This window comes from Paraburkholderia kururiensis (assembly GCF_034424375.1).
GTDB lineage: Bacteria > Pseudomonadota > Gammaproteobacteria > Burkholderiales > Burkholderiaceae > Paraburkholderia > Paraburkholderia kururiensis_A.
Window position 1 is genome coordinate 2,337,977 of the sequence record NZ_CP139965.1, and the last position, 18,819, is coordinate 2,356,795.

The following is an 18,819-nucleotide window of genomic DNA, read 5'->3' on the forward strand; positions in this document are numbered from 1 at the left end:
GCGCTGTCCGGTCTTTTCGGTTGGCGGGTCACACGCGGGCCGCGCTCGATGCGTAGCGTACGCCAGCCGGGCGGAAGCTGGATGACAGCCGTGCGAAAGGGGGCAATGGATAGCGACACAGGGCGCGGCGATGGTTATCGGGGCCCTGTGCGCGGTTCGAGCCGGCGGCCTGCGCGATGCCGTGTTCCTCGCCTTCGGCCGCGCCCGGCACGAAGCTCAACGCGCGCCGCGCATCCAGAATGTGGGATCGGCGGGCACGGCGGCGCTCGTCGTACGCCGTCTGGAGCCGGCGTAGGCACCGTGAGCCCGCGTGCGGTGGATGGACGACGCGTGCCCGCGCGGCGCCGCGGGCGCCTTCATGGCATCGACGGTGCAGCCGATGTACCAGGCCAGGCCGGCGCCCATGGTGCCGAGACTGAACGTGTGCTGGCTGATGTCGTCGTCGCTCAGGACGTGGGACGTCCGCTGCTGGTCGTAGGCGACGTAGGTGGAGAGCGCACGGGAAGCGGCCGCCACCTGGACGAGCGCGAATGCGGCCGTCTTGATCTGATACGCCTCCTTGCTTTCGCCGACGGGCGGCGCATCGACGCGCGCGAGCGCATCCGCCAGTGCCTGGAGTTCGCGATGCAACGCCCAGGAGGCATAGTACGGGCGCAGACGAAGCGTCTGCAGCCGCGCCTGGTTCTGGGCGCCGTCGGCCGCGCCGTATTCGACGCCGAGATATTTGTCCTCGTCCGGCGGCACCTGTTCGACGAGGGCGTCGAGCCTTGCGACGGACTCCGTATCGCGCGCAATCTCGCTTTGCCGGGTCTGCGTGCATTCGGCCTTTCTATCCGGCGCGGGACTATCGAGCGCGGGAGCCGCCTGTGCCAACGTGCTGGCCACGGCGGCGGCCATGACGACCAGATGCCTGAACATGGTGTCTCCCTGTCTGATTTTTGTGGCGACCCTGAAGCAATTGGCGTACGCGGGGCCGGACGTGGGTGGCGCTGCACGCTGCGGACACAATGAATCTAGGGGGCGGAGCGTGGGTGGTCAATGATGGAGAGCGCGGCGCGCGGATGCAGATGGCTCGACGTGAGTTTACATAAGATAAATTATCGACATTTTTCGTGCGCCAGCCATTCAGCAACGCGCGGCTCCAGCCGTTAGACATACCGTGTGTTCCCGCGTGCGGCATGGTCGCCGCCGCTTCATGACCAAAGACCCAAGCTGGCCTGGCGAACCCCATGCTTCCGCGGCGCATCCTGTGGTATATGACCCATACGCTTTTTGCCAGTATTTCGAGAAATGTGGACTGCAATGTCGAACGCCATGCCTTTTGCGGCTGATCTGGAATGTGCTCACGTGAACCGGGCGCTGCTCGTCGCGCTCGACGAACGGGACGGCGAGACGTCGGGACATTGCCTGCGCGTCGGTTTGCTTGCCGAGTCGCTCGGGCGCGCGTTGGGCGTGCGCGACGCCGACCTCGTCATGTTGCGGGAGGCGGGATTCGCACACGACATCGGGAAGATCGCCATTCCCGACAGGGTGCTGTTCAAGCCGGGCGCGCTGGACGACACGGAATTCCAGCTGATCCAGACCCATAGCGCCATCGGCAAGCGGATTCTGTCCTCGCAGAACCAGCAAGACGGGTCGAACGAACGGATCGCCGACGCCGTTCTCCATCACCACGAACGGTACGACGGCACCGGCTATCCGTCAGGCCTGAAGGCAACCGGCATTCCGTTCTGGTCCAGAATCATTGCCGTCGCCGATTGCTTCGACGCCTTGACCATGACGCGCCCCTATCACGACGCGATGCCGGCGGCGAGCGCGATCGACCTGATCGCCGCCAGCTCCGGAACGCATTTCGATCCGGACGTCGTAAGCGCCTTCGTCGCGCTGCAACGCGGCTAACTGCGCAACGGCGCGCACTGAAGACGCACGGGTTACCGCCTCACTGCCCTTCCCCCACGTTGAACGCGGCCACGGCGCTCTTGAGCGATGCGGCCTGTTCTTCCAGCGACTGCGCGGCCGCCGCGGCCTCTTCGACAAGCGCCGCATTGCGTTGCGTGACCTCGTCCATCTGCGTGACGGCGAGGCTCACCTGCTCGATGCCGCGGCTCTGTTCTTCGGATGCCGAAGCAATTTCGCCCACGATGTCCGAGACCTGTTTGATGGCGAGCTTGATCTGATCCATGGTCGTGCCCACTTCGGTGGCCTGCGTTGCGCCGTCGCGAATCATGGCCACGGAGGAACCGATCAGTTCCTTGATCTCCTTGGCCGCCGACGCGGAGCGCTGCGCGAGGCTGCGCACCTCGCCCGCCACCACGGCGAAGCCGCGTCCGTCTTCGCCGGCGCGCGCCGCTTCCACGGCCGCATTGAGCGCCAGAATGTTGGTCTGGAACGCGATGCCTTCGATCACGCCCGTGATCTCGGAGATCTTCGCCGAGCTGCCGTTGATCCGCTCGATCGTATCGACCATGCTGTGGACCGCCGTGTTGCCGGCGCCGGTGATGTCCGTGGCGCGTGCAGCCAGTGCGTTGGCCTCGCGTGCGTTGTCGGCGTTGTGCCGCACGGTCTGCGTGAGTTGCGTGAGGCTGGCCGCGGTCTCCTGGAGCGACGCCGCCTGTTCTTCGGTGCGTGCCGAGAGGTCCAGGTTGCCGCTCGCAATTTCGCTCGTGGCCACGGTGATCGTTTCCGCCGCGCGCCGGATGTGCTTCACCGTGCCGCCCAGCGCCTCGCGCATGGCGCAAATGCCCTGCATGAGGCTCGACGTATCGCCGCTGCGCGTATCGACCGCCACGGTCAGATTGCCGGACGCGATCTCGTGCGTCACGTGCATGGCATGAACCGGGTCGCCGCCAATCGTGCGTTCGATGCTGCGATTGATGAGCGCGACCAGCAAGCCGAGCGCCGCGGCCACGGCGAGGAACAGCCCGACCGTCACATAGAGCGAGGTGTAGAAGCCGTCCTTGATGTCGTCCAGGTACGCGCCCGTAGAGACAATCCAGTTCCACGGCTCGTAGCGCAGCACGTAGCCGAGCTTCGGCACGGCCTTTGCCGGCATCACGCCGGGACGCGGAAACACGTAATCGACGAAGCCCGCGCCCTGCGGCCCCGTGGCGACCTGTACGAAGGTGACGTAGTGATGCCGTCCGTCCACGTCCGTCACTTTGGAAAGATCGGTGCCTTCCGTTTTCGGCTTCATGGGGTGCATGACCATGCGCGCATTCGTATCGAGCACGAGGAAGTAGCCGTCGCTGCCGTAGCGGATGCCGCGCAGCCGCTCGAGCGCCTGCTTGCGCGCGTCGTCGTCGCTCAGCTTGCCGTCGCGCGCGAGCGCGGCGTACTCGTTGACGATGCCAAGGCCGATCTGCGCGCTGTTGACGAGGTCGACCTTGCGCTCTTCGAGGCGCGTCTCGTATGACAGATAGGCAGCGGACACTGAAATGACGAGCAGTGCCGCGAGACTCGCGATGAGGGGCAGCCAGAGTTTCTGCTTGAAGCCGAGTGTGCGCATGGTGGTTTCGCGTGAGGTTGCATCACCGACGGATGGACCGTCACTTGCGCCTGCTTCTGCGTCAAGGGAGCGATCATTCGACAGACGCTGCCCTGTATTACGGTTTCTCGCCACACGGACTGAAGCGAAATCGTGGCTGGTTCGAGCCCTTTATGACTGGGGTTTTCCCTGCAATCGAGGGTTTATCTGGAGCGGCACCCGTGCCTCGCTCGCGCACGGGTCCATGCTGCACGGGCGGACGGCTTACGGTTGTTCATGCCCCGGCGCCTCGGAACGCGAGGTCTTCACGACCACGCCGTCGGGCGAAAAATGCGCATTGAACATGGCGTCGCGCGACACGCCGCCCTCGTCCCAGTGCCAGCTCCACACCTCTTCCTGACTCAGTGCGTACTGCGCCACCTGGGCCGGCTTGCCGAGCAGGCGCCGCACGTCGTCCTTCGTCATGCCCGGCACCACGCGCGCGATGTTCGCGGCGCTCAGTGCCTGGGTGATCGCGACGAGCCGTCCGTTGGCATCGAAGTCCAGCATGTAGGTATGCGTGCCGTTGGGGCCGCGCGGATATTCGAGACGCGTCGAGCCGTCCTCGTTTTGCCAGACGATCTCGGGTTTGCCGGCATCGCGACGCGCGTCGTCGAGCGTGGACACACCGGGCTGCAGATGCCCGAATGCCATCGGATCGGGCTTGATGGCGTTGACCGCGTCGGCCACCTTCTGCTCGTCGCAGCCGGCCACACAGGTCATGGCGGCACAGGCTGCGAGCAGGGAAATGAAGCGTTTGGGCATGGAAGTCTGTCAGATGCTCCGCGATCGACGCGAAGGGGCGCGAATGGACACGAATCGGCATGCCCGTCCGGACATGAAGAAGACCGGCCGCTAGAAGCGCGTGCCGGCGTGGCAACCGCCGAACGCGGCGCCGTTGGTCGCTGCGCCGCCACAGCCGAAAATGCCGCAGCCGCCCTGCGCGAGCAAGGCGGCTGCGAGCAGAACAACCGTGACGGCTTTTCGCACCGGCATGGGCTCAGCACTCGCCCTTCTTCGCGTGACCCGGCGGGCAATGACGATGGTCCTTGCCATGGCGTTGATGCTCGTTCCACTCGTCGCGGTTCCAGTAGCGGCTGCCGTCGTAGTAGCGATCGCCGTACCAGCCCGGCGACACGACCGCGACCGGCGCGGGTGCGGTCACGACGGCACCGGGCAGGCCGATGTTGACGCCCACCTCCACGGCCTGAGCCGCGAGCGAAAAGGCGGCAGCGGCGCTGAAGCCGGCGAGCATGAGCAGGTGCGATTTCTTCATGATGTTTCCCTGAGACGAGATTGTTTGCGCGGAGGCGAATCCGCTCGCCTCCTGCCGACTGAAAACGCTCGGCACTCCCAGGGGTTGACGCTGCCCGCTCTCGAATCGCGTCACTTGACCATCTTTGACGTTTGCATCGACGCCTGTTCAGGCGTGGCCTTGTCGATTCGACTTCGCACTTGCGCTCCGCGCTTTCACGCGCACCCGCCAGCCACGCCGCTTATGCAAGCCCCTGCAATCGTCCGATGGTTTCCTTCAACTCCGCTTCGAGCTGCGCCATGAGGTCGGCGGCCGGCATCTCGCGCGCGAGCGCCGCGGCCTGGCCTGCCCATTGCGCGCCATAGCCGAATTCGCCCTTCGCTTTCGCCGCCGCGTGGAGCGCCTTGCCCGCGTCATAGGCAATGGGGTAATCGGGCGTGGCGGGGGCCGTCGGCTCGCTGCCGAGTTCCGTGAAGCGGTTCAGCATGGCGCGCGCGGCGCGGCCCGAGATGGCCAGCGTGAGCGTGGTGTGGCGCGCGGCGTCGCCCAGGATCGCACAGCGGTAGCCTTCGTCGATCGACGTTTCGGAACACGCCACGAACGCCGTACCCAGTTGTGCCGCCTGTGCGCCGAGCGCCAACGCTGCGGCGATGCCGGCGCCGTCCATGATGCCGCCCGCGGCGATCACAGGCAGATCGAATTCGCGCACGAGCAGGCGGGTCAACGCGAACGTGCCCAGCTGATCGTCGCGTGCGGCCGGATCGAACACGCCGCGATGACCGCCCGCCTCGATGCCTTGCGCGACGATCGCATCCACGCCGGCACTCGCCACCTGGGCGGCTTCGTCGAGATTCGTCGCGCTCGCGAGCAGCCGGATGCCGGCCGCGCGCAGCTTCGCGATGACCTCCGCCGAGGGCAAGCCGAAATGGAAGCTCACCACAGCCGGCTTTTCGTCGAGGAACACGGCAAGCATGGCCGGGTCCGCGACGAAGCTCGTGTAGATCTCACCGAGTTTTGTGGGCGGCTCTGCGCCATAGCGCTGGAACACGGGCGCGAGCCACTCGAGCCATTGCCGCTCCACCGCGGCGTTGGCCGTAGCCGGCCGATGGCAGAACACGTTGACGTTGAACGGCCTCGCTGTGAGTTCGCGCGTGTCGCGAATCGCCTTGCGCGCGGCCTGCGCGTTCATCGCGCCCACGCCGATGGAGCCGAGGCCGCCCGCGTTCGATACGGCGGCGGCCAGCGCCGGCGTGCCCACGCCGGCCATGGGCGCGAGGATGATGGGTTGATCGATGCCGAGCCGGCGCAGCAATGCGCCCGCCTCTGCCTGCTGGGTCATGTCGCCCTCCTGTTGACCGAACGTGACGGATACCGCGAGCAAGCATACTGCGGCGCGTGCATGCGTGCCCTGACCGTCGCCATCCCGGCGGGCGCGGCATCGGCGCATCGCCGATCAACGGCACCCACCGGCGCAACTGCCGTTCCTCGCGGGAATGTCCGGAATGCCCCCGCGAGGAGCGCGTTACTTCGCGGTGGGCATAGCGAATTCCGCGCCCTTTTCGATGCTTTCGGGCCAGCGCTGCATGATCGACTTCTGCTTCGTGTAGAAGCGCACGCCCTCTTCGCCGTATGCGTGCATGTCGCCGAACAGGCTGCGCTTCCAGCCGCCGAAGCCGTGCCACGCCATCGGCACCGGAATCGGCACGTTGATGCCCACCATGCCCACTTCGATGCGGCGGCCGAATTCGCGCGCCACGTTGCCGTCGCGCGTGAAGCACGCCACGCCGTTGCCGAACTCGTGCGCGTTGATGAGATCGACCGCTTCGCCGAAGTCCTTCACGCGCACGCACGCGAGCACGGGCCCGAAGATCTCTTCCTTGTAGATGCGCATTTGCGGCGTCACGTGGTCGAACAGCGTGCCGCCCGTGAAGAAGCCGTCTTCGTGACCCGCCACCTTGAGGCCGCGGCCGTCCACCACGAGCTTCGCGCCCTCTTCCACGCCGAGGCCGATGTAGCCTTCGATGCGCTGCAGCGCCTCGCGCGTGACGACCGGTCCCATCTCCGCATCGGCCTGCATGCCGTTGCCGATGCGCAGCGTGCGCGCGCGCTCCGCGAGCGCCGGCACGATCTTGTCCGCCACGTCGCCCACCAGCACCGCCACCGAAATCGCCATGCAGCGTTCGCCCGCGGAACCGTAAGCGGCGCCGATCAGCGCATCCACGGCCTGGCCGATGTCGGCGTCGGGCATCACCACGAGGTGGTTCTTCGCCCCGCCCAGCGCCTGCACGCGCTTGCCGAGCCGCGCACCCGTTTCGTAGATGTAGCTGGCAATCGGCGTCGAACCCACGAAGCTCACCGCCTTCACGTCGGGGTGCGTGAGGAGCGCGTCGACCACCACCTTGTCGCCCTGCACGACGTTGAACACGCCATCGGGCAGGCCCGCCTCTTTGAGCAGGCCGGCCATGAAGAGCGAGGCCGACGGGTCGCGCTCGCTCGGCTTCAGCACGAACGTATTGCCCGACGCAATGGCGACCGGGAACATCCAGCACGGCACCATGCACGGAAAGTTGAACGGCGTGATGCCGGCCACCACGCCGAGCGGCTGGCGCACGGTCCAGTTGTCGATGCCGGTGGACACCTGCTCCGTGTAGTCGCCCTTGAGCAGTTGCGGAATGCCGCACGCGAATTCAATGACGTCGATGCCGCGCGACACTTCGCCCTGCGCATCCGAAAACACCTTGCCGTGCTCGGCCGTGATGATGGCGGCCAGCTCGTCGCGATGCTGGTTCATGAGTTCGAGAAACCGCAGCATGATGCGCGCGCGGCGAATAGGCGGCGTATCGCTCCACTTGGGAAAGGCCGCCTTCGCGCTCGCGACTGCGGCTTCCACATCCGCCGCTTCGCCCAGCAGCAGCTTGCGCGCCCGGGCGCCCGTGGCCGGGTTGAAGACGGGCTGCGAGCGGCTGCCGGTGCCGGCGACCCGCTCGCCATGAATGAAGTGACCGACGTCCGCGCTGTCGTTGTAGGCCTGCATGAGGAGCTCCTGTGCATACGGATTGCGATGCCTGTCAGTGTAGGAAGAGCCGGGCCGTCTGCAAAGGTGCTATCGTTGAACGCGTTGTTTGCCATTGTGAACAATGAGCGTATGGATATCGAAAAAATCGAAGGACTGTGGACCCATCTGCACTGGCTTGCCATGCTCGCCGAACAGGGCAGCTATACGGCTGCGGCCGCGCGCCTCGGCGTCAGCAAGGCGGCCATGAGCCAGCGTATTTCCGAACTGGAGCGGGCCGCCGGCATCTCGCTCGTGCAGCGCACCACGCGCAGCGTGCGGCTCACCGAGGCCGGGCAGCGGCTCGTCGAGAACACGCGGCATCACTACGAGCAGATCGCCGCCAGCTTTGCCAGCGTGCGTGAACTGGCCGGCGTGGCGCGGGGGCTGCTGCGCGTCACGGCACCCGTGGCGTTCGCGCGTCAGCAGCTCGTGCCGCGCCTGCCCGCGTTTCTAAGGGCAAACCCTGAGGTGCGGGTTCAGCTCGAAGTGTCGGACCGGCTCGTGTCGCTCGCGGCCGAAGGGTTCGATCTCGCCATCCGCCACAGCGCCGACGCGCCCGACACCTGCGTGGCGTGGAAGCTGTGCGAGACGCGCTCGGTGATCGTGGCGACGCGCGCGTATCTGCGTCGACGCGGCACACCCAAAGCGCCGGCGGACCTCGCCGGCCACGATTGCCTGTTCTACCCGCGCTCCACGGGCCCCGCGATGTGGTCGTTCGAGCGCCGCGCGCAGCGTCGCGCAGCCACGAAGACGCAAACCAAAGGCGCGTCGAAGCCCGCTGCGTCGCAGGCGGCCGAAACCATCGCGCTGCCCGTGAGTGGCCCGTTCTGTGCGAACAACAGCGAGACGCTGCGCGATGCCGCGCTCGACAACCTCGGCATCGCCCTTTTGCCCGACTTCACCGCCCAGGCCGCCGTGCGGGCCGGCAAGCTCGTCGAGGTACTGCCCGAGTGGCGCATCACCGGCACATTCGCCGACCAGCTTTATGTGCTGCGGCCCTACACCTCGCACGTCCCGCGCGCGGTGAGTCTCTTCGTGAACTATCTGCGCGAGAGCTTTGCCGAGGGCTTCCCGCTCTCGTTGCCCACCTGGCGTCATTAGACGCCGGTCAACTCGCCGCGCGGTTGTCTCCACGCCGCGCTTATTCCCCCCTCTTCACCCTCAAGTCGCCGCGCTCGCGTGCCGTTATCGGGAACGTAGCCGCCGCTTCGGCGAACGCGGCGTGCGGCATTCATCCGACTTTTAGCTTTTCTAAACAAAAGCCCGAAGCCCGCAGCGCCCCGCACGAACCGTCCGCGGCGCCCGCAGCACGTTCTTCGCAAAGACGCACCGACACGAGGCTTGTCGCTCATGAGGAGACCCGTTCCCCCACCGCTCGCCGGCCGACGCGCGCCGGCAGCGGCTCGTGCGTTGCCGCGCCTCGGCGCGCGGCTCGCCCGGCCCTTGCATGCCGCCGCGCCTTCGGAACAGCGCGGCGTCGTCGCCCTCGAATACGCCATCGTGCTCTCGCTCTTTCTCGCGGTCGTGATCGGCATGTTTCAGTTCGGCGTGATCTTCACGACGCAATCGCTCATGGACAACGCCGCGCGCGATGTGGCCCGCCTGATTCGCATCGGCACCTTTACCGGCACGTCGGGCAGTTATTCGAGTGCGCTTACCACGGCCGTCTGCAACGACCTCACGGTGAGCGGCCTCAATCTCGTGCCGTCGTGCTCATCGAAGATCCAGATCTATGTGGCCTCCGCTGCCTCCAGCACACCGGCAGGCAGCGGCTTCAAGACGCTCGCGCCCGCCGCCATCAGCAACGGCGTGATGACGCAAACCAAGGCCTCGCTTTCGCCCAAGTACGACGTGATTCTGGAAATCGGCTATCAGATGCCGTGGGTGGCGGCGTTCTTTTCAGGCAACGCGATGCTTACCTCTACCCTCGCCTTCCAGACGGAGCCCTACTGATGCAGCCGGTTCTGCGCCGCGTGGGCGCCTTCGTGCACGGCTTTCTGCGCAACACGCGCGGCGTGGCGGCGCTCGAGTTCGTCTTCATCCTGCCGCTCATGACGGGCATGCTGTTCGGCATCTACGAAGTCGGGCAATACGCGCGCGTGAACATGCAACTCGCGAACGCGGCCACGTCGATGGCCGATCTCGTCTCGCAGCAGGCCGCAGGCGTGACGGGCGGCACGGCGGGCAGCCTCGGCAACTTCTGCGCCGCGGGCCGGTTGATGATGAACCCGTTCCCCGCCAGCGCGACGTCGGGCGCGGGCTCGTTTTCCGCGGCCATTGCGAGCGTCACGAACTATTCGGCCACGGGCGTCACGGTGGACTGGGAAAGCGACCACGCCTGCACGGTCACGGCCACTGCGCTCGGCGCCACCGCGAAAACGCTGGTCGCGTCGCCCACGAATCTCGTGCCCAATGCGGGCACGCCGGGCGACAGCGTGATCGTCGTGCAGGTGACGTACCAGTACAGCTCGCCGATCCAGTACCTCATTCCGTCTGCGTTCACGCTCACGCAGACGGCCTTCGCCCGGCCGCGCATCACGGGCACGATTGCGTGCGCGGCGCCCTGCTCCTGAGGACCCAGCATGCCGTCCGCCACGATAGACGCGTTGGCCCTGTCCGCCTCGCCGTGCGCCGCCCGAACGCGTTCGGGCGGTTCCTTCCCGCGCCTCGCACGCAACCCTTTTAGCGCCGCCGCCGACGACTCGGGCTCTATCGCCGTCACGTTCGCGCTTCTGCTCATTCCCATGATGCTGATTCTCGGCCTCGTGGTGGACTACGCGCGCATGGTGCAGTGCCGGGCGATCCTGCAGAACGCCGTGGACGAAGCGGCGCTCGCGGGCGCGAGCGTCTTCACCACCTCGGACCAGGGCGCCAATGCCGCCACCGTGGCGGCCAGCTACTTCAATCGCGCGATCTTGCCTGCCACCATGAAGGCCGGCGCGCCCACCGTCACCACCAACGCAAACGGCACCATCAATCCCGCGCTCGGCAGCGCGCCCGCTTACACCGTCAAGGTGTCGGCCAGCGCGACCGTTTCCACCACGCTGCTTTCGATGCTGTTGCCCTCGGTTTCGATGACGGCCACCGGCACGGCGAGCGACCCGGTGGTCTCGGCGAAGCTCGGCTTCACCAACGTCAACTCGGTGGCCTGCGACGGCAACGCCGTTTACCTGTACCAGGTGCCGAAGAACGCGAGCGGCTCCGGCTACGATTTCGGCTCCGTGCCGACGTGGTCCACCGGCTCCGGCGGCAACTACTACGAGATCGGCAACAGCACGGGCGCCGCGCTGCCCCCGGGCCAGGCGCTGCCCACCGTCAGCGCGAACCAGCCGCTCGGTGTGGCGATGGTGAACCAGACCAACGGCAACACCGGCAATTCGGGTTGCGGCGTGACGGTGACGGGCGCGAACTCCTACGGCGCGCCGCACAAGAGCACGCAGACGTTCTATTCGTCGCTGCTGCTGAACGGGCAGCCGCCCACGCAAAATTCCAACTACAACTACACCGTGACGGTCACGCAGAATTCGGGCGGAACCATCACCGCCGTCACGGCTACCGTAGGCGGCCAGACGTGGTCGGTGCCGGTGGCCTCGTCTTCGTACAACAACCTCTCCACCTATCTCGGCATCAATGCGCCCAGCACGGGAAGCTCGAACTGCACCTCGTCGTCCACCACGTCGGGCTCGGGCAAAACGGCGACCACCACGACGGCCTACAACTGCCGCACCCAATACTTCACGTCGGCTTCGTCGTCCACACCCAACTGCGTGCTCTACGTGCAGACGGGCGTGACGCAGAGCTACCTCAGCGGGTTGTCGAATTCGAGTTCCGCGCCCTCTGCGGCGCTCACCAAATGCTTTGCCCCGACCACGGGCGGCGGAAGCTACTCGGCCCCCACCTGCGCGCAGCTTTCGGCGCTCCAGAGCGGCGGTTCGAGCACCGTGCCCGCGGCAGTCTACTGGTGGGACGACGCAGGCGGTGTCGGCCCCGGCGAGCAGTACTACGGGCCCTCCAGCCACTGCTCCGCGACCACGTCGAACGGACCCGGCTATGGCGAAGACTGCCAGTACAAGAACAACTTCTTCGCCATGCAATGCCAGACGACCGGCGGCAGCGGAAGCGGCTTTACCGAGGTGGTGCTGAGTCAGTAGGCGTTCAGGTAGGCCGCTTGCGCGGCACGTATCGCGGCATGCGCAGCATGGACGACGTGAAGTACGTGGTCGTGGAAACCAACGGCGGAATCTCGATCGTCGAGCAGCGCTAACCGGGCGAGGCGCTTCGAAACAGCCTCAGAAGAACCCCGGCATCACGCGATACCGCACGCGGCGCGCGTACTCGCGATAGGCCGGGTCCTTGAGCAGCATCTTTTCCTCCCGCAGCACGCGATAGATCTGCAGCGTCCACAGCGAAACGAGGATCAGCAGATTGCGCACGCCGAAGTTGGCCGCGAGAAACCCCACGTTGGTGATGAAGTAGCCCACATAGATGGGATGACGCAGCAGGCGGTACGGTCCACGCACCACCACGCCGCGGTTGGCGGGCAAGATGCCGTACGAGCGGCGCAGCGTGAGCTTCGCGCTGATCTGCAAGGCCATGCCGGCGATCTGCAGACCGGCCGCCGCCGTCTCGGGCAGCACGCGCCAGCCCGGCGCCAGCTGGAACGCCACGAAGTAGAAGCTCGCGCAGGTCGAAATGACCACGGTGAGCGGATGCCAGTCTCGCTCGCGCGGCACGCGCGTGCAGAGGGCGAGCGCGAGCGTGATCGCCTCCGACACCACGAGCAGCAGCAACGTGACACGCGTGGGGTCGCGATAGAACTGATGCAGCGCCGACGAGACGAACATCGAGAACATCAGCACGGCGGCGAGCCGCACCGCGATTTCGACTGCAACCCGGCCGGGAGTGAGCGTGACGGTCGGCATCTCTGAGGCACAAGCTTCGCCCGCGCGCGCCATGCCCGAGACGTCTACGCCCGAGGCGAGGGTTTCCGATGTGCCGTTCTGCCCTGCCTCGGCTGCCGCCGGTAGCGGCATTGCCGTCGTGGTTTTCATGATCGCTTCACCCTGCCCTGTGGTCTGCCGCGTGTGGCGTCATTGCGCGAGCGGGCCGTTGGCCGCTTGCGTCACGGTTGCTGGGAGCGCGCCCGTTGTTGAGTCCTTTGTCGACTCCTTTGCCGATTCCTTTGCCGCTCCTGCCCTGTTGCCCGCGGGCGCAGGCGCCCGGGTGCCCATCAGCCGCGCGCGCTGCAACGCGTAATAGCGCAGATTATCGTCCACGGACGCTTTCGGCAGGTCTTGCCTGAGCAGTTCCGCGGCGGCCTCGGTGTTGCCGAGCAGGCCGTACGCCAGCGCGAGATCTTCGCGGGCCTGGGGCGGCGCCGACGGAAAGCGCGTCACGTCGAGCAGCACGTTGGCGCCCTCGCGCGGATGCCCGCTCAGCACGAGCGAAAGCCCCAGGTTGATGCTGAGCATCGGGTCGCCCGGATTCGCCTTGAGCGCGCCGCGCAGCACGTCTTGCGCGCCCGCGTGGTCGCCGGCGAGGTCGAGCGCGGCACCGAGGCCCGCGCTCGCGAGCGCGTCGTTGGGCTTGAGCGCGAGCACGCGACGGAAATTCGCCGCGGCATCGGCCAGGCGCCGCTGATGCATCGCCACGCGCGCCATGCCGATGAGCGGCGCGGCGTTGGCCGGCTCGATCCGGCTCGCCTTCTCGAAGTACACGCCCGCGCGCGTGAAGTCGCCCACGGCATAGAGCGTGTTGCCGAGGCCCGTGAGGCCCGGCACCGAATTCGCGTCGGCCTTCACGATGCGGCTGTAGATGGTGGTCGCCATGTCGAGATTGCCCGACTCGAGCGCCGTCTCGGCAATGCGCAACTCGCTCGCCGTGGACGGCGTGCCGCGCGGATCGAGCGGACGGATCTCGGTGGCGTGCTGCGTCACCGTGGTCGTGCAGGCCGCCGTGAATGCTACGCAGGCGAGGGCCGCCGCGCGAAACAGAAGATGGGCTTTCATTGCGATGCCAGCACCCGTATGAGTTGAATGACGGACGGCCCCGCCGCAATCACGACGACGGCCGGCAGAATGAAGATCATCATCGGCACCACCATCTTCGGCGCGAGCTTGGCGGCCTTTTCTTCGAGCGTGACGAGATGCGCGAGCCGCTCGGCACGCGACAGCGTGCGCAGCGCATGCGTGATGGGCGTGCCGTAGCGCATGGCCTGGATCAGCGTCGAGATGAGCGCGCGGATGGACGGCAGATCGATGCGGTCGGCGAGACCCTGCAACGCGCGGGTGTTGTCGCCGGAGAGTTGCAGTTCGTCGGCCGTGAGCGAGAACTCGCCCGAGAGCGGCACGCAGATGTCGGCCAGTTCGTCCGCCACGCGCCGGATGCTGACGGCAAGACTGTTGCCCGCGTTCGTGCAGATCACGAGCAGGTCCAGCGCATCGGGCAGGTAGGCCGACATGAGCTTGCGGCGCCGCGAGGCGGTGAAGGCCAGCACGTATTCCGGCAACACCTGCCCGATCACGAACGCGATCAGCATCATCGCGCCGCGCACGGCGGGATAGTGGCCCACGTTCGGCACATGCGAGCCGAGCATCACGGCCAGCGTCGCGAACGAAAGCGCCATGACGAACTTCATCGCGAGCAGCACGGAGACCGCATGACGGCTGCGATATCCGCCGCGCAGCATTTCCTTTTGCAGCTTCGCGCGATACGCCACGTCGAAAAACGGCAAGCGGTCGCCGATGCGCGCCAGCCGGTGCGTGAGCCGCGTGCGCCAGCTGCCAGGGTCGTCGGTCACGTCGGCATGCACGCGCTCGGCGCGCTGCGAAAGCGCGGCCTGGCGCGCGCGCTCCGCAATGCGCCCGCGCAGCCCGCCGTGCTTGCGCACCCACCACAGCGCGAGCGCGCCGAAGAGCGCGAGCAGCATCAGCAGATTGACGAGGGTTTCGGTGTGGTTCGGGCTCATCGCATCGTGTTCAGCTTCGACATCTTCGTGATGAGCGCGACGCCTATCACCACCGACACCACGGCATAGGTCAGGATCTTCGTGCCCGTGGGCGTCTGGAACAGCACCATCACGTAGCTGCGGTTGATGAGGAACATCAGCAGCAGGATGAGCGGCGGAATCACCGCGAGAATGCGCGTCGTGATGCGCGCTTCGCCCGTGAGCGCGCGGGTCTTCTGGCGGATCTCGCGGCGGCTGCGCACGATGCCCGCGAGGTTCTCCAGCGTTTCGCCCAGTTGCCCGCCCGTTTCGCGCTGCAACTTCAGGCACACGCAGAAAAACGAGAAATCCGCGATGCCGATGCGTTTGGCCGCCGTGGAGAGCACTTCGTCGAGGTCGAGCCCCACCTGCAACGCGTCGCCCATCAGCCTGAACTCCTGGCGCAGCGGCTCTTCCACCTCGTCAGCCGCCGTGCTGATGACGTGCGTGACCGGTACGCCCGCGCGCACGGCGCGCACAAGCAGGTCGATCACGTCGGGAAAGCCGTCCAGAAAGCGCCGGCGGAAACGGTTCACGAGCCAGCCATAGGTCTTTATCGCCGCGAACACGGGCATTTCGATGGGCAGGAACACGGCGACAGCGGTGGGCAGCGGCATGAGCGCGACCATGACGAGAGCCGCTATCTCCGCCGTGAATGCCACGCCCACCACGATCTTGAGGCCGCGTCTGCCGGCCACGGTACGCAGACGCGCGAGCTTCGGCGCGGTCCAGCGCGCCCATGCGCTTTCGTAGCGCTCCACCTTGAAGAGGTCCGCGTGCTGGCGGCGCGTCTTGCCGTCCACCTTCTTCGTGCGCCGCGCCAGGTCGAACGTCGTTTCCATGCGCGCGTGGACGCGCGCGGCGGGCAGCTTGCGGCGCATGTCCTGCACGATCAGCCACATCAGCCCGCTCACGATGGCAATGCCGAACGTCGCGACGGTGACGAGGTCGATGGGGTTCATGGCTTCATGGCCTCCAGCAACTGCTCTTCGAGACCGTAGTAGGCCGCGCGCGGCGCAAAGGCCGGCCGCACGGGCGCGCACTCGAACTCGCCCTTCACTTCCTCGCTGTAGGCGCTCGCGTCGTAGCGGAACGTGAACAGGTCCTGCGTGATGATGACGTCGCCTTCCATGCCGACCAGTTCCGTGATGCGCGTGACGCGCCGCATGCCGTCGCGCATGCGCTCGATCTGCACGATCATGTGCACCGCGCTCGCAATCTGGCGGCGAATGGAAAAGAGCGGCAGGTTGCCGTTGGCCATCATCACCATGCTTTCCAGACGCGTCACGCCGTCGCGCGGCGAGTTCGCGTGGATCGTCGTCATGGAACCGTCGTGGCCCGTATTCATGGCCTGGAGCACGTCGAACGCTTCGGGCCCGCGCGTTTCGCCGAGGATGATGCGGTCCGGCCGCATCCGCAGCGCATTGCGCACGAGGTCGCGCTGCGCCACGGCGCCGAGTCCCTCCGTGTTTTCGGGACGCGTTTCGAGGCTCACCACGTGCGGCTGCACGAGTTGCAGTTCGGCGGCGTCTTCGATGGTGACCACGCGCTCGCCCGCATCGATGAAGTGCGAGAGCGCGTTGAGCAGCGTCGTCTTGCCCGAGCCCGTGCCGCCCGACACGAGAATATTGAGGCGGCACGTGCTCGCAATCTTGAGCACCGTCGCCATGGCGGCGGAGAGATTGCCCTGCTGCGTCATGCGGTGCAGCGTGATGTTGCGCTTCGAAAACTTGCGGATGGAGATGGAGGCGCCGCGAATGGCGAGAGGCGGCAGCACCACGTTCACGCGGCTGCCGTCGGCCAGACGCGCATCCACCATCGGGCTGCTTTCGTCCACGCGGCGCCCCACGCCCGCGGCAATGCGCTGCGCCACGTTGATCACGTGCGCGTTGTCGCGGAACTTGCAGGTGGTGAGTTCGAGCCGCCCATGCCGTTCCACGTAGACCTGGTCGGGGCCGTTCACGAGCACGTCCGTCACGGTCTCGTCGGCGAGCAGCGGCTCGATGGGGCCCAAGCCGAACATGTCGTTGAGCAGTTCGTCGACGATCTGCATCTGCTCGGCCATCGTCATGTTCAGATGCTCGCGCTCCGCAATTTCGAGCACCAGTTGCTCGACGCCGGGCTTCATCTGCTCGCGCGTCTTGCCGACGGCAGCCGACGCGTTCATCGACGCGAACACGCCGCTGCGAATCACGCGGAAAAGATCGGAGCGCACGAGCGATTCGGCGTTGTCCGCCTGCGGCGAACGCGCGGACGGCATCTCGCGCACGACGAGCAGTTCCGCGAGCGGCGGCGCCGACGCCGACGCGGCGCCCGCCCTGCTCTCTTCGAATTCCGCGACGCGCTTTTTCTGGCCGAACATCAACGCTTCCTCAAGAGACGAAAGCGCGGCGCGCGCTTCGGTGCTTCAGCGGGACGCTGGCCCGTGAGGTCGCTCGCGATGCGCCGCACGGTCTGATTGAATCCGTTGGGCGCGCGCTCGCGCGGCGGCTCGCCCAGGTTCTCGGCCACGGTCACGGCCTTCGCCTCGTACGGAATTTCGTGCAGCACCGAACGGCCCACCGCCGCCGTGAAGTCGGCGAGTTCCACCTTGCCGGCGCTGGCGGGCGAGACGTTGTTGACGAGCAGCGACGTGATGGGATTGTTGTCGCGGTCTTCCACGAAACGCAGCAGACGCACCGCCTCGCGCGTGGAGTGCACCGAGCGGTCGGCCACCAGATACACGCGCGAGGCGTGATCGAAGGCCTCGTTGCCGAGGGCTTCGGCCGGGGCCGCCACGTCGAGAATCACATAATGGAAGCTGTCGCACAGTAATGCGAGCAGACGCGCGAGCGCGCCGGGCTCGTACGGATGCGGCGCGCCGTAGTCGAGTTCGGCCGACAGCATGAAGAGCCGCGTGCCGTGCGGGACGAGCGTGCGCTCCACGTATTGCGGATCGATACGGTGCACGTTCTGCAGCACGTCGAAGAGACCGTTGTTGCTCTGCGCGCCCAGCATGCAGTTCGCCGCGCCGCTGTAGAGGTTCAGATCGACGTACGCGATGCGCCGGTGCGTTTCTTCCGCAAGATGCCGCGCCACGTTGAGCGCAACGGTGGTCACGCCCACGCCGCCGCGGGTGCCCGCGAACGCGATGGTCTTGCCGGCGCGCGCCAGCATCACCTGGTTCACCACGCCGTCGGTCACGTTGACCGTGCGCTTGATGAGCTCCACCGTGAGCGGCTTCACCAGATAGTCGCGTACGCCGATCTTGAGCAGGCTGCGAAACAGGCCCACGTCGTTGCGTTCGCCGAGCGTCACCACCTGCACCGAGGGTTCGCATACTTCCGCGAGCCGGCCCAGATCGGAGAGCGGCATCACGCAGCCTTGCAGATCGACGAGCAGGAACTGCGGCGAGCGGTCGAGCTTCGCGAGATGGGCGATTGCGTCGTCGATGGTGCCCACGGCGATGTACGTGTGCGGCATCGCCTGTTCGAGCACGTAGTTCTTCAGCACCTGTTCCGTGGCCTTGTCCGCGACGAACGCCACGAAGTCGGCCGCGCGCGCGGCGCTGCGGGGCTTCGGGAGAATGGAGGGCATCGTGCTCATGGTGGCCTCTAATGTGGCGTGCGTTATCTCGCGTCGCGCGACGTGGTCGGGTCGAGCGGCATCACCTTGCCCGCCTCGTAGCGACGCACGGCGGAGGCTGCCGTCGCCGCATCGGCGGGACCGAGCGGCTGCGGTGCCACGAGGTCGCGCGGATTGGCGATCTGCGCCGCGAGATTCGTGTACGTGGCGCAGCCCCATGCCATGCGCGGACGCACGTGCCCGGCATCGATCAGCACCGAGGCGCGCGAAAGGCTGTCGCAATCGGGGGGCGCCACGGTGTTGCCGCGCAGCGTGAGCACCGAGGTGTCCGGCATGTCGCGCGGCGGATGAAAGCAGCCGGCGAGGCTTGCCGCGCAGGCCGCCATCGCGAGCCAGCGAACGGGTTGCAACGGAAAAGATGCGCGTGTCATGGCGGG

Annotated in this window: 20 protein-coding genes; 6 read left to right on the forward strand and 14 right to left on the reverse strand. The window is 66.8% G+C overall.

Annotated elements, in window-relative coordinates; all coding sequences use genetic code 11:
• Window positions 1-216 precede the first annotated feature (216 nt).
• Window positions 217-918, reverse strand: a complete 702-nt coding sequence (locus U0042_RS10470; RefSeq protein ID WP_157977813.1) for a hypothetical protein — start codon at window positions 916-918, stop codon at window positions 217-219.
• Window positions 919-1,347: 429 nt separating this feature from the next.
• On the opposite strand from U0042_RS10470, the gene U0042_RS10475 reads away from it, so the two are divergent.
• The gene (locus tag U0042_RS10475) at window positions 1,348-1,899 is read left to right on the forward strand and encodes an HD-GYP domain-containing protein (protein WP_114810978.1); all 552 of its coding nucleotides are present in this window, start codon (window positions 1,348-1,350) and stop codon (window positions 1,897-1,899) included.
• A gap of 40 nt (window positions 1,900-1,939) precedes the next feature.
• Here U0042_RS10475 and U0042_RS10480 read toward each other — a convergent pair whose 3' ends face one another.
• The 6 genes from U0042_RS10480 to U0042_RS10505 form a co-directional block, all read right to left on the reverse strand.
• The gene (locus U0042_RS10480; protein WP_114810902.1) at window positions 1,940-3,505 is read right to left on the reverse strand and encodes a methyl-accepting chemotaxis protein; all 1,566 of its coding nucleotides are present in this window, start codon (window positions 3,503-3,505) and stop codon (window positions 1,940-1,942) included.
• 243 nt (window positions 3,506-3,748) lie between these two features.
• A complete protein-coding gene (locus tag U0042_RS10485) occupies window positions 3,749-4,288 on the reverse strand; it encodes an outer membrane protein assembly factor BamE (protein ID WP_114810901.1) in 540 nt (179 codons plus the stop codon).
• Between the two features lie 90 nt (window positions 4,289-4,378).
• A complete protein-coding gene (locus U0042_RS10490; protein WP_198665297.1) occupies window positions 4,379-4,519 on the reverse strand; it encodes a hypothetical protein in 141 nt (46 codons plus the stop codon).
• 4 nt (window positions 4,520-4,523) lie between these two features.
• Window positions 4,524-4,799 (reverse strand): hypothetical protein, encoded by a 276-nt coding sequence (locus U0042_RS10495; protein WP_114810900.1) that lies wholly within the window; start codon window positions 4,797-4,799, stop codon window positions 4,524-4,526.
• 220 nt (window positions 4,800-5,019) lie between these two features.
• Window positions 5,020-6,117 (reverse strand): NAD(P)H-dependent flavin oxidoreductase, encoded by a 1,098-nt coding sequence (locus U0042_RS10500; RefSeq protein WP_114810977.1) that lies wholly within the window; start codon window positions 6,115-6,117, stop codon window positions 5,020-5,022.
• Window positions 6,118-6,300: 183 nt separating this feature from the next.
• Window positions 6,301-7,812, reverse strand: coding sequence for a CoA-acylating methylmalonate-semialdehyde dehydrogenase (locus U0042_RS10505; protein WP_114810899.1), 1,512 nt, complete (start codon window positions 7,810-7,812; stop codon window positions 6,301-6,303).
• A 111-nt stretch (window positions 7,813-7,923) separates the two neighbouring features.
• Between U0042_RS10505 and U0042_RS10510 the strand changes: the two genes are divergently transcribed.
• The 5 genes from U0042_RS10510 to U0042_RS10530 all read left to right on the forward strand — a co-directional run bounded on the left by U0042_RS10510 (window position 7,924) and on the right by U0042_RS10530 (window position 12,097).
• Window positions 7,924-8,934 (forward strand): LysR family transcriptional regulator, encoded by a 1,011-nt coding sequence (locus U0042_RS10510; protein WP_114810898.1) that lies wholly within the window; start codon window positions 7,924-7,926, stop codon window positions 8,932-8,934.
• 249 nt (window positions 8,935-9,183) lie between these two features.
• Entirely contained in the window at window positions 9,184-9,786 is a 603-nt protein-coding gene (locus tag U0042_RS10515; RefSeq protein WP_114810897.1) for a TadE/TadG family type IV pilus assembly protein, read from the forward strand.
• Window positions 9,786-10,406 (forward strand): TadE/TadG family type IV pilus assembly protein, encoded by a 621-nt coding sequence (locus tag U0042_RS10520; RefSeq protein ID WP_114810896.1) that lies wholly within the window; start codon window positions 9,786-9,788, stop codon window positions 10,404-10,406. The genes U0042_RS10515 and U0042_RS10520 overlap by 1 nt, the downstream gene beginning before the upstream one ends.
• A 9-nt stretch (window positions 10,407-10,415) precedes the next feature.
• Complete coding sequence (locus U0042_RS10525) at window positions 10,416-11,984, forward strand: TadE/TadG family type IV pilus assembly protein (RefSeq protein ID WP_114810895.1); 1,569 nt, start codon at window positions 10,416-10,418, stop codon at window positions 11,982-11,984.
• Between the two features lie 17 nt (window positions 11,985-12,001).
• The gene (locus U0042_RS10530; RefSeq protein ID WP_232833358.1) at window positions 12,002-12,097 is read left to right on the forward strand and encodes a DUF421 domain-containing protein; all 96 of its coding nucleotides are present in this window, start codon (window positions 12,002-12,004) and stop codon (window positions 12,095-12,097) included.
• Window positions 12,098-12,122: 25 nt separating this feature from the next.
• Here U0042_RS10530 and U0042_RS10535 read toward each other — a convergent pair whose 3' ends face one another.
• The 7 genes from U0042_RS10535 to U0042_RS10565 are packed head-to-tail and all read right to left on the reverse strand — an operon-like array spanning window position 12,123 to window position 18,813.
• Window positions 12,123-12,884, reverse strand: coding sequence for a methyltransferase family protein (locus U0042_RS10535; protein WP_232833357.1), 762 nt, complete (start codon window positions 12,882-12,884; stop codon window positions 12,123-12,125).
• A gap of 39 nt (window positions 12,885-12,923) precedes the next feature.
• The gene (locus tag U0042_RS10540; protein WP_114810893.1) at window positions 12,924-13,841 is read right to left on the reverse strand and encodes a tetratricopeptide repeat protein; all 918 of its coding nucleotides are present in this window, start codon (window positions 13,839-13,841) and stop codon (window positions 12,924-12,926) included.
• Complete coding sequence (locus U0042_RS10545) at window positions 13,838-14,800, reverse strand: type II secretion system F family protein (protein ID WP_114810892.1); 963 nt, start codon at window positions 14,798-14,800, stop codon at window positions 13,838-13,840. Before U0042_RS10545 ends, U0042_RS10540 begins: the two co-directional genes overlap by 4 nt.
• Window positions 14,797-15,780, reverse strand: a complete 984-nt coding sequence (locus U0042_RS10550) for a type II secretion system F family protein (protein WP_114810891.1) — start codon at window positions 15,778-15,780, stop codon at window positions 14,797-14,799. Before U0042_RS10550 ends, U0042_RS10545 begins: the two co-directional genes overlap by 4 nt.
• A complete protein-coding gene (locus tag U0042_RS10555; RefSeq protein WP_114810890.1) occupies window positions 15,777-17,180 on the reverse strand; it encodes a CpaF family protein in 1,404 nt (467 codons plus the stop codon). Before U0042_RS10555 ends, U0042_RS10550 begins: the two co-directional genes overlap by 4 nt.
• Window positions 17,180-18,403, reverse strand: coding sequence for an AAA family ATPase (locus tag U0042_RS10560; protein ID WP_114810889.1), 1,224 nt, complete (start codon window positions 18,401-18,403; stop codon window positions 17,180-17,182). Before U0042_RS10560 ends, U0042_RS10555 begins: the two co-directional genes overlap by 1 nt.
• Window positions 18,404-18,426: 23 nt before the next feature.
• Entirely contained in the window at window positions 18,427-18,813 is a 387-nt protein-coding gene (locus U0042_RS10565; protein ID WP_114810888.1) for a CpaD family pilus assembly lipoprotein, read from the reverse strand.
• Between the last annotated feature and the right edge of the window lie 6 nt (window positions 18,814-18,819).

Coding starts and splice junctions, on each gene's coding strand:
- U0042_RS10470 (WP_157977813.1), bottom strand. CDS start 918: ATGTTCAGGCATCTGGTCGTCATGGCCGCCGCCGTGGCCAGCACGTTG.
- U0042_RS10480 (WP_114810902.1), bottom strand. CDS start 3,505: ATGCGCACACTCGGCTTCAAGCAGAAACTCTGGCTGCCCCTCATCGCG.
- U0042_RS10485 (WP_114810901.1), bottom strand. CDS start 4,288: ATGCCCAAACGCTTCATTTCCCTGCTCGCAGCCTGTGCCGCCATGACC.
- U0042_RS10490 (WP_198665297.1), bottom strand. CDS start 4,519: ATGCCGGTGCGAAAAGCCGTCACGGTTGTTCTGCTCGCAGCCGCCTTG.
- U0042_RS10495 (WP_114810900.1), bottom strand. CDS start 4,799: ATGAAGAAATCGCACCTGCTCATGCTCGCCGGCTTCAGCGCCGCTGCC.
- U0042_RS10500 (WP_114810977.1), bottom strand. CDS start 6,117: ATGACCCAGCAGGCAGAGGCGGGCGCATTGCTGCGCCGGCTCGGCATC.
- U0042_RS10505 (WP_114810899.1), bottom strand. CDS start 7,812: ATGCAGGCCTACAACGACAGCGCGGACGTCGGTCACTTCATTCATGGC.
- U0042_RS10510 (WP_114810898.1), top strand. CDS start 7,924: ATGGATATCGAAAAAATCGAAGGACTGTGGACCCATCTGCACTGGCTT.
- U0042_RS10515 (WP_114810897.1), top strand. CDS start 9,184: ATGAGGAGACCCGTTCCCCCACCGCTCGCCGGCCGACGCGCGCCGGCA.
- U0042_RS10520 (WP_114810896.1), top strand. CDS start 9,786: ATGCAGCCGGTTCTGCGCCGCGTGGGCGCCTTCGTGCACGGCTTTCTG.
- U0042_RS10525 (WP_114810895.1), top strand. CDS start 10,416: ATGCCGTCCGCCACGATAGACGCGTTGGCCCTGTCCGCCTCGCCGTGC.
- U0042_RS10535 (WP_232833357.1), bottom strand. CDS start 12,884: ATGAAAACCACGACGGCAATGCCGCTACCGGCGGCAGCCGAGGCAGGG.
- U0042_RS10540 (WP_114810893.1), bottom strand. CDS start 13,841: ATGAAAGCCCATCTTCTGTTTCGCGCGGCGGCCCTCGCCTGCGTAGCA.
- U0042_RS10545 (WP_114810892.1), bottom strand. CDS start 14,800: ATGAGCCCGAACCACACCGAAACCCTCGTCAATCTGCTGATGCTGCTC.
- U0042_RS10550 (WP_114810891.1), bottom strand. CDS start 15,780: ATGAACCCCATCGACCTCGTCACCGTCGCGACGTTCGGCATTGCCATC.
- U0042_RS10555 (WP_114810890.1), bottom strand. CDS start 17,180: ATGTTCGGCCAGAAAAAGCGCGTCGCGGAATTCGAAGAGAGCAGGGCG.
- U0042_RS10560 (WP_114810889.1), bottom strand. CDS start 18,403: ATGAGCACGATGCCCTCCATTCTCCCGAAGCCCCGCAGCGCCGCGCGC.
- U0042_RS10565 (WP_114810888.1), bottom strand. CDS start 18,813: ATGACACGCGCATCTTTTCCGTTGCAACCCGTTCGCTGGCTCGCGATG.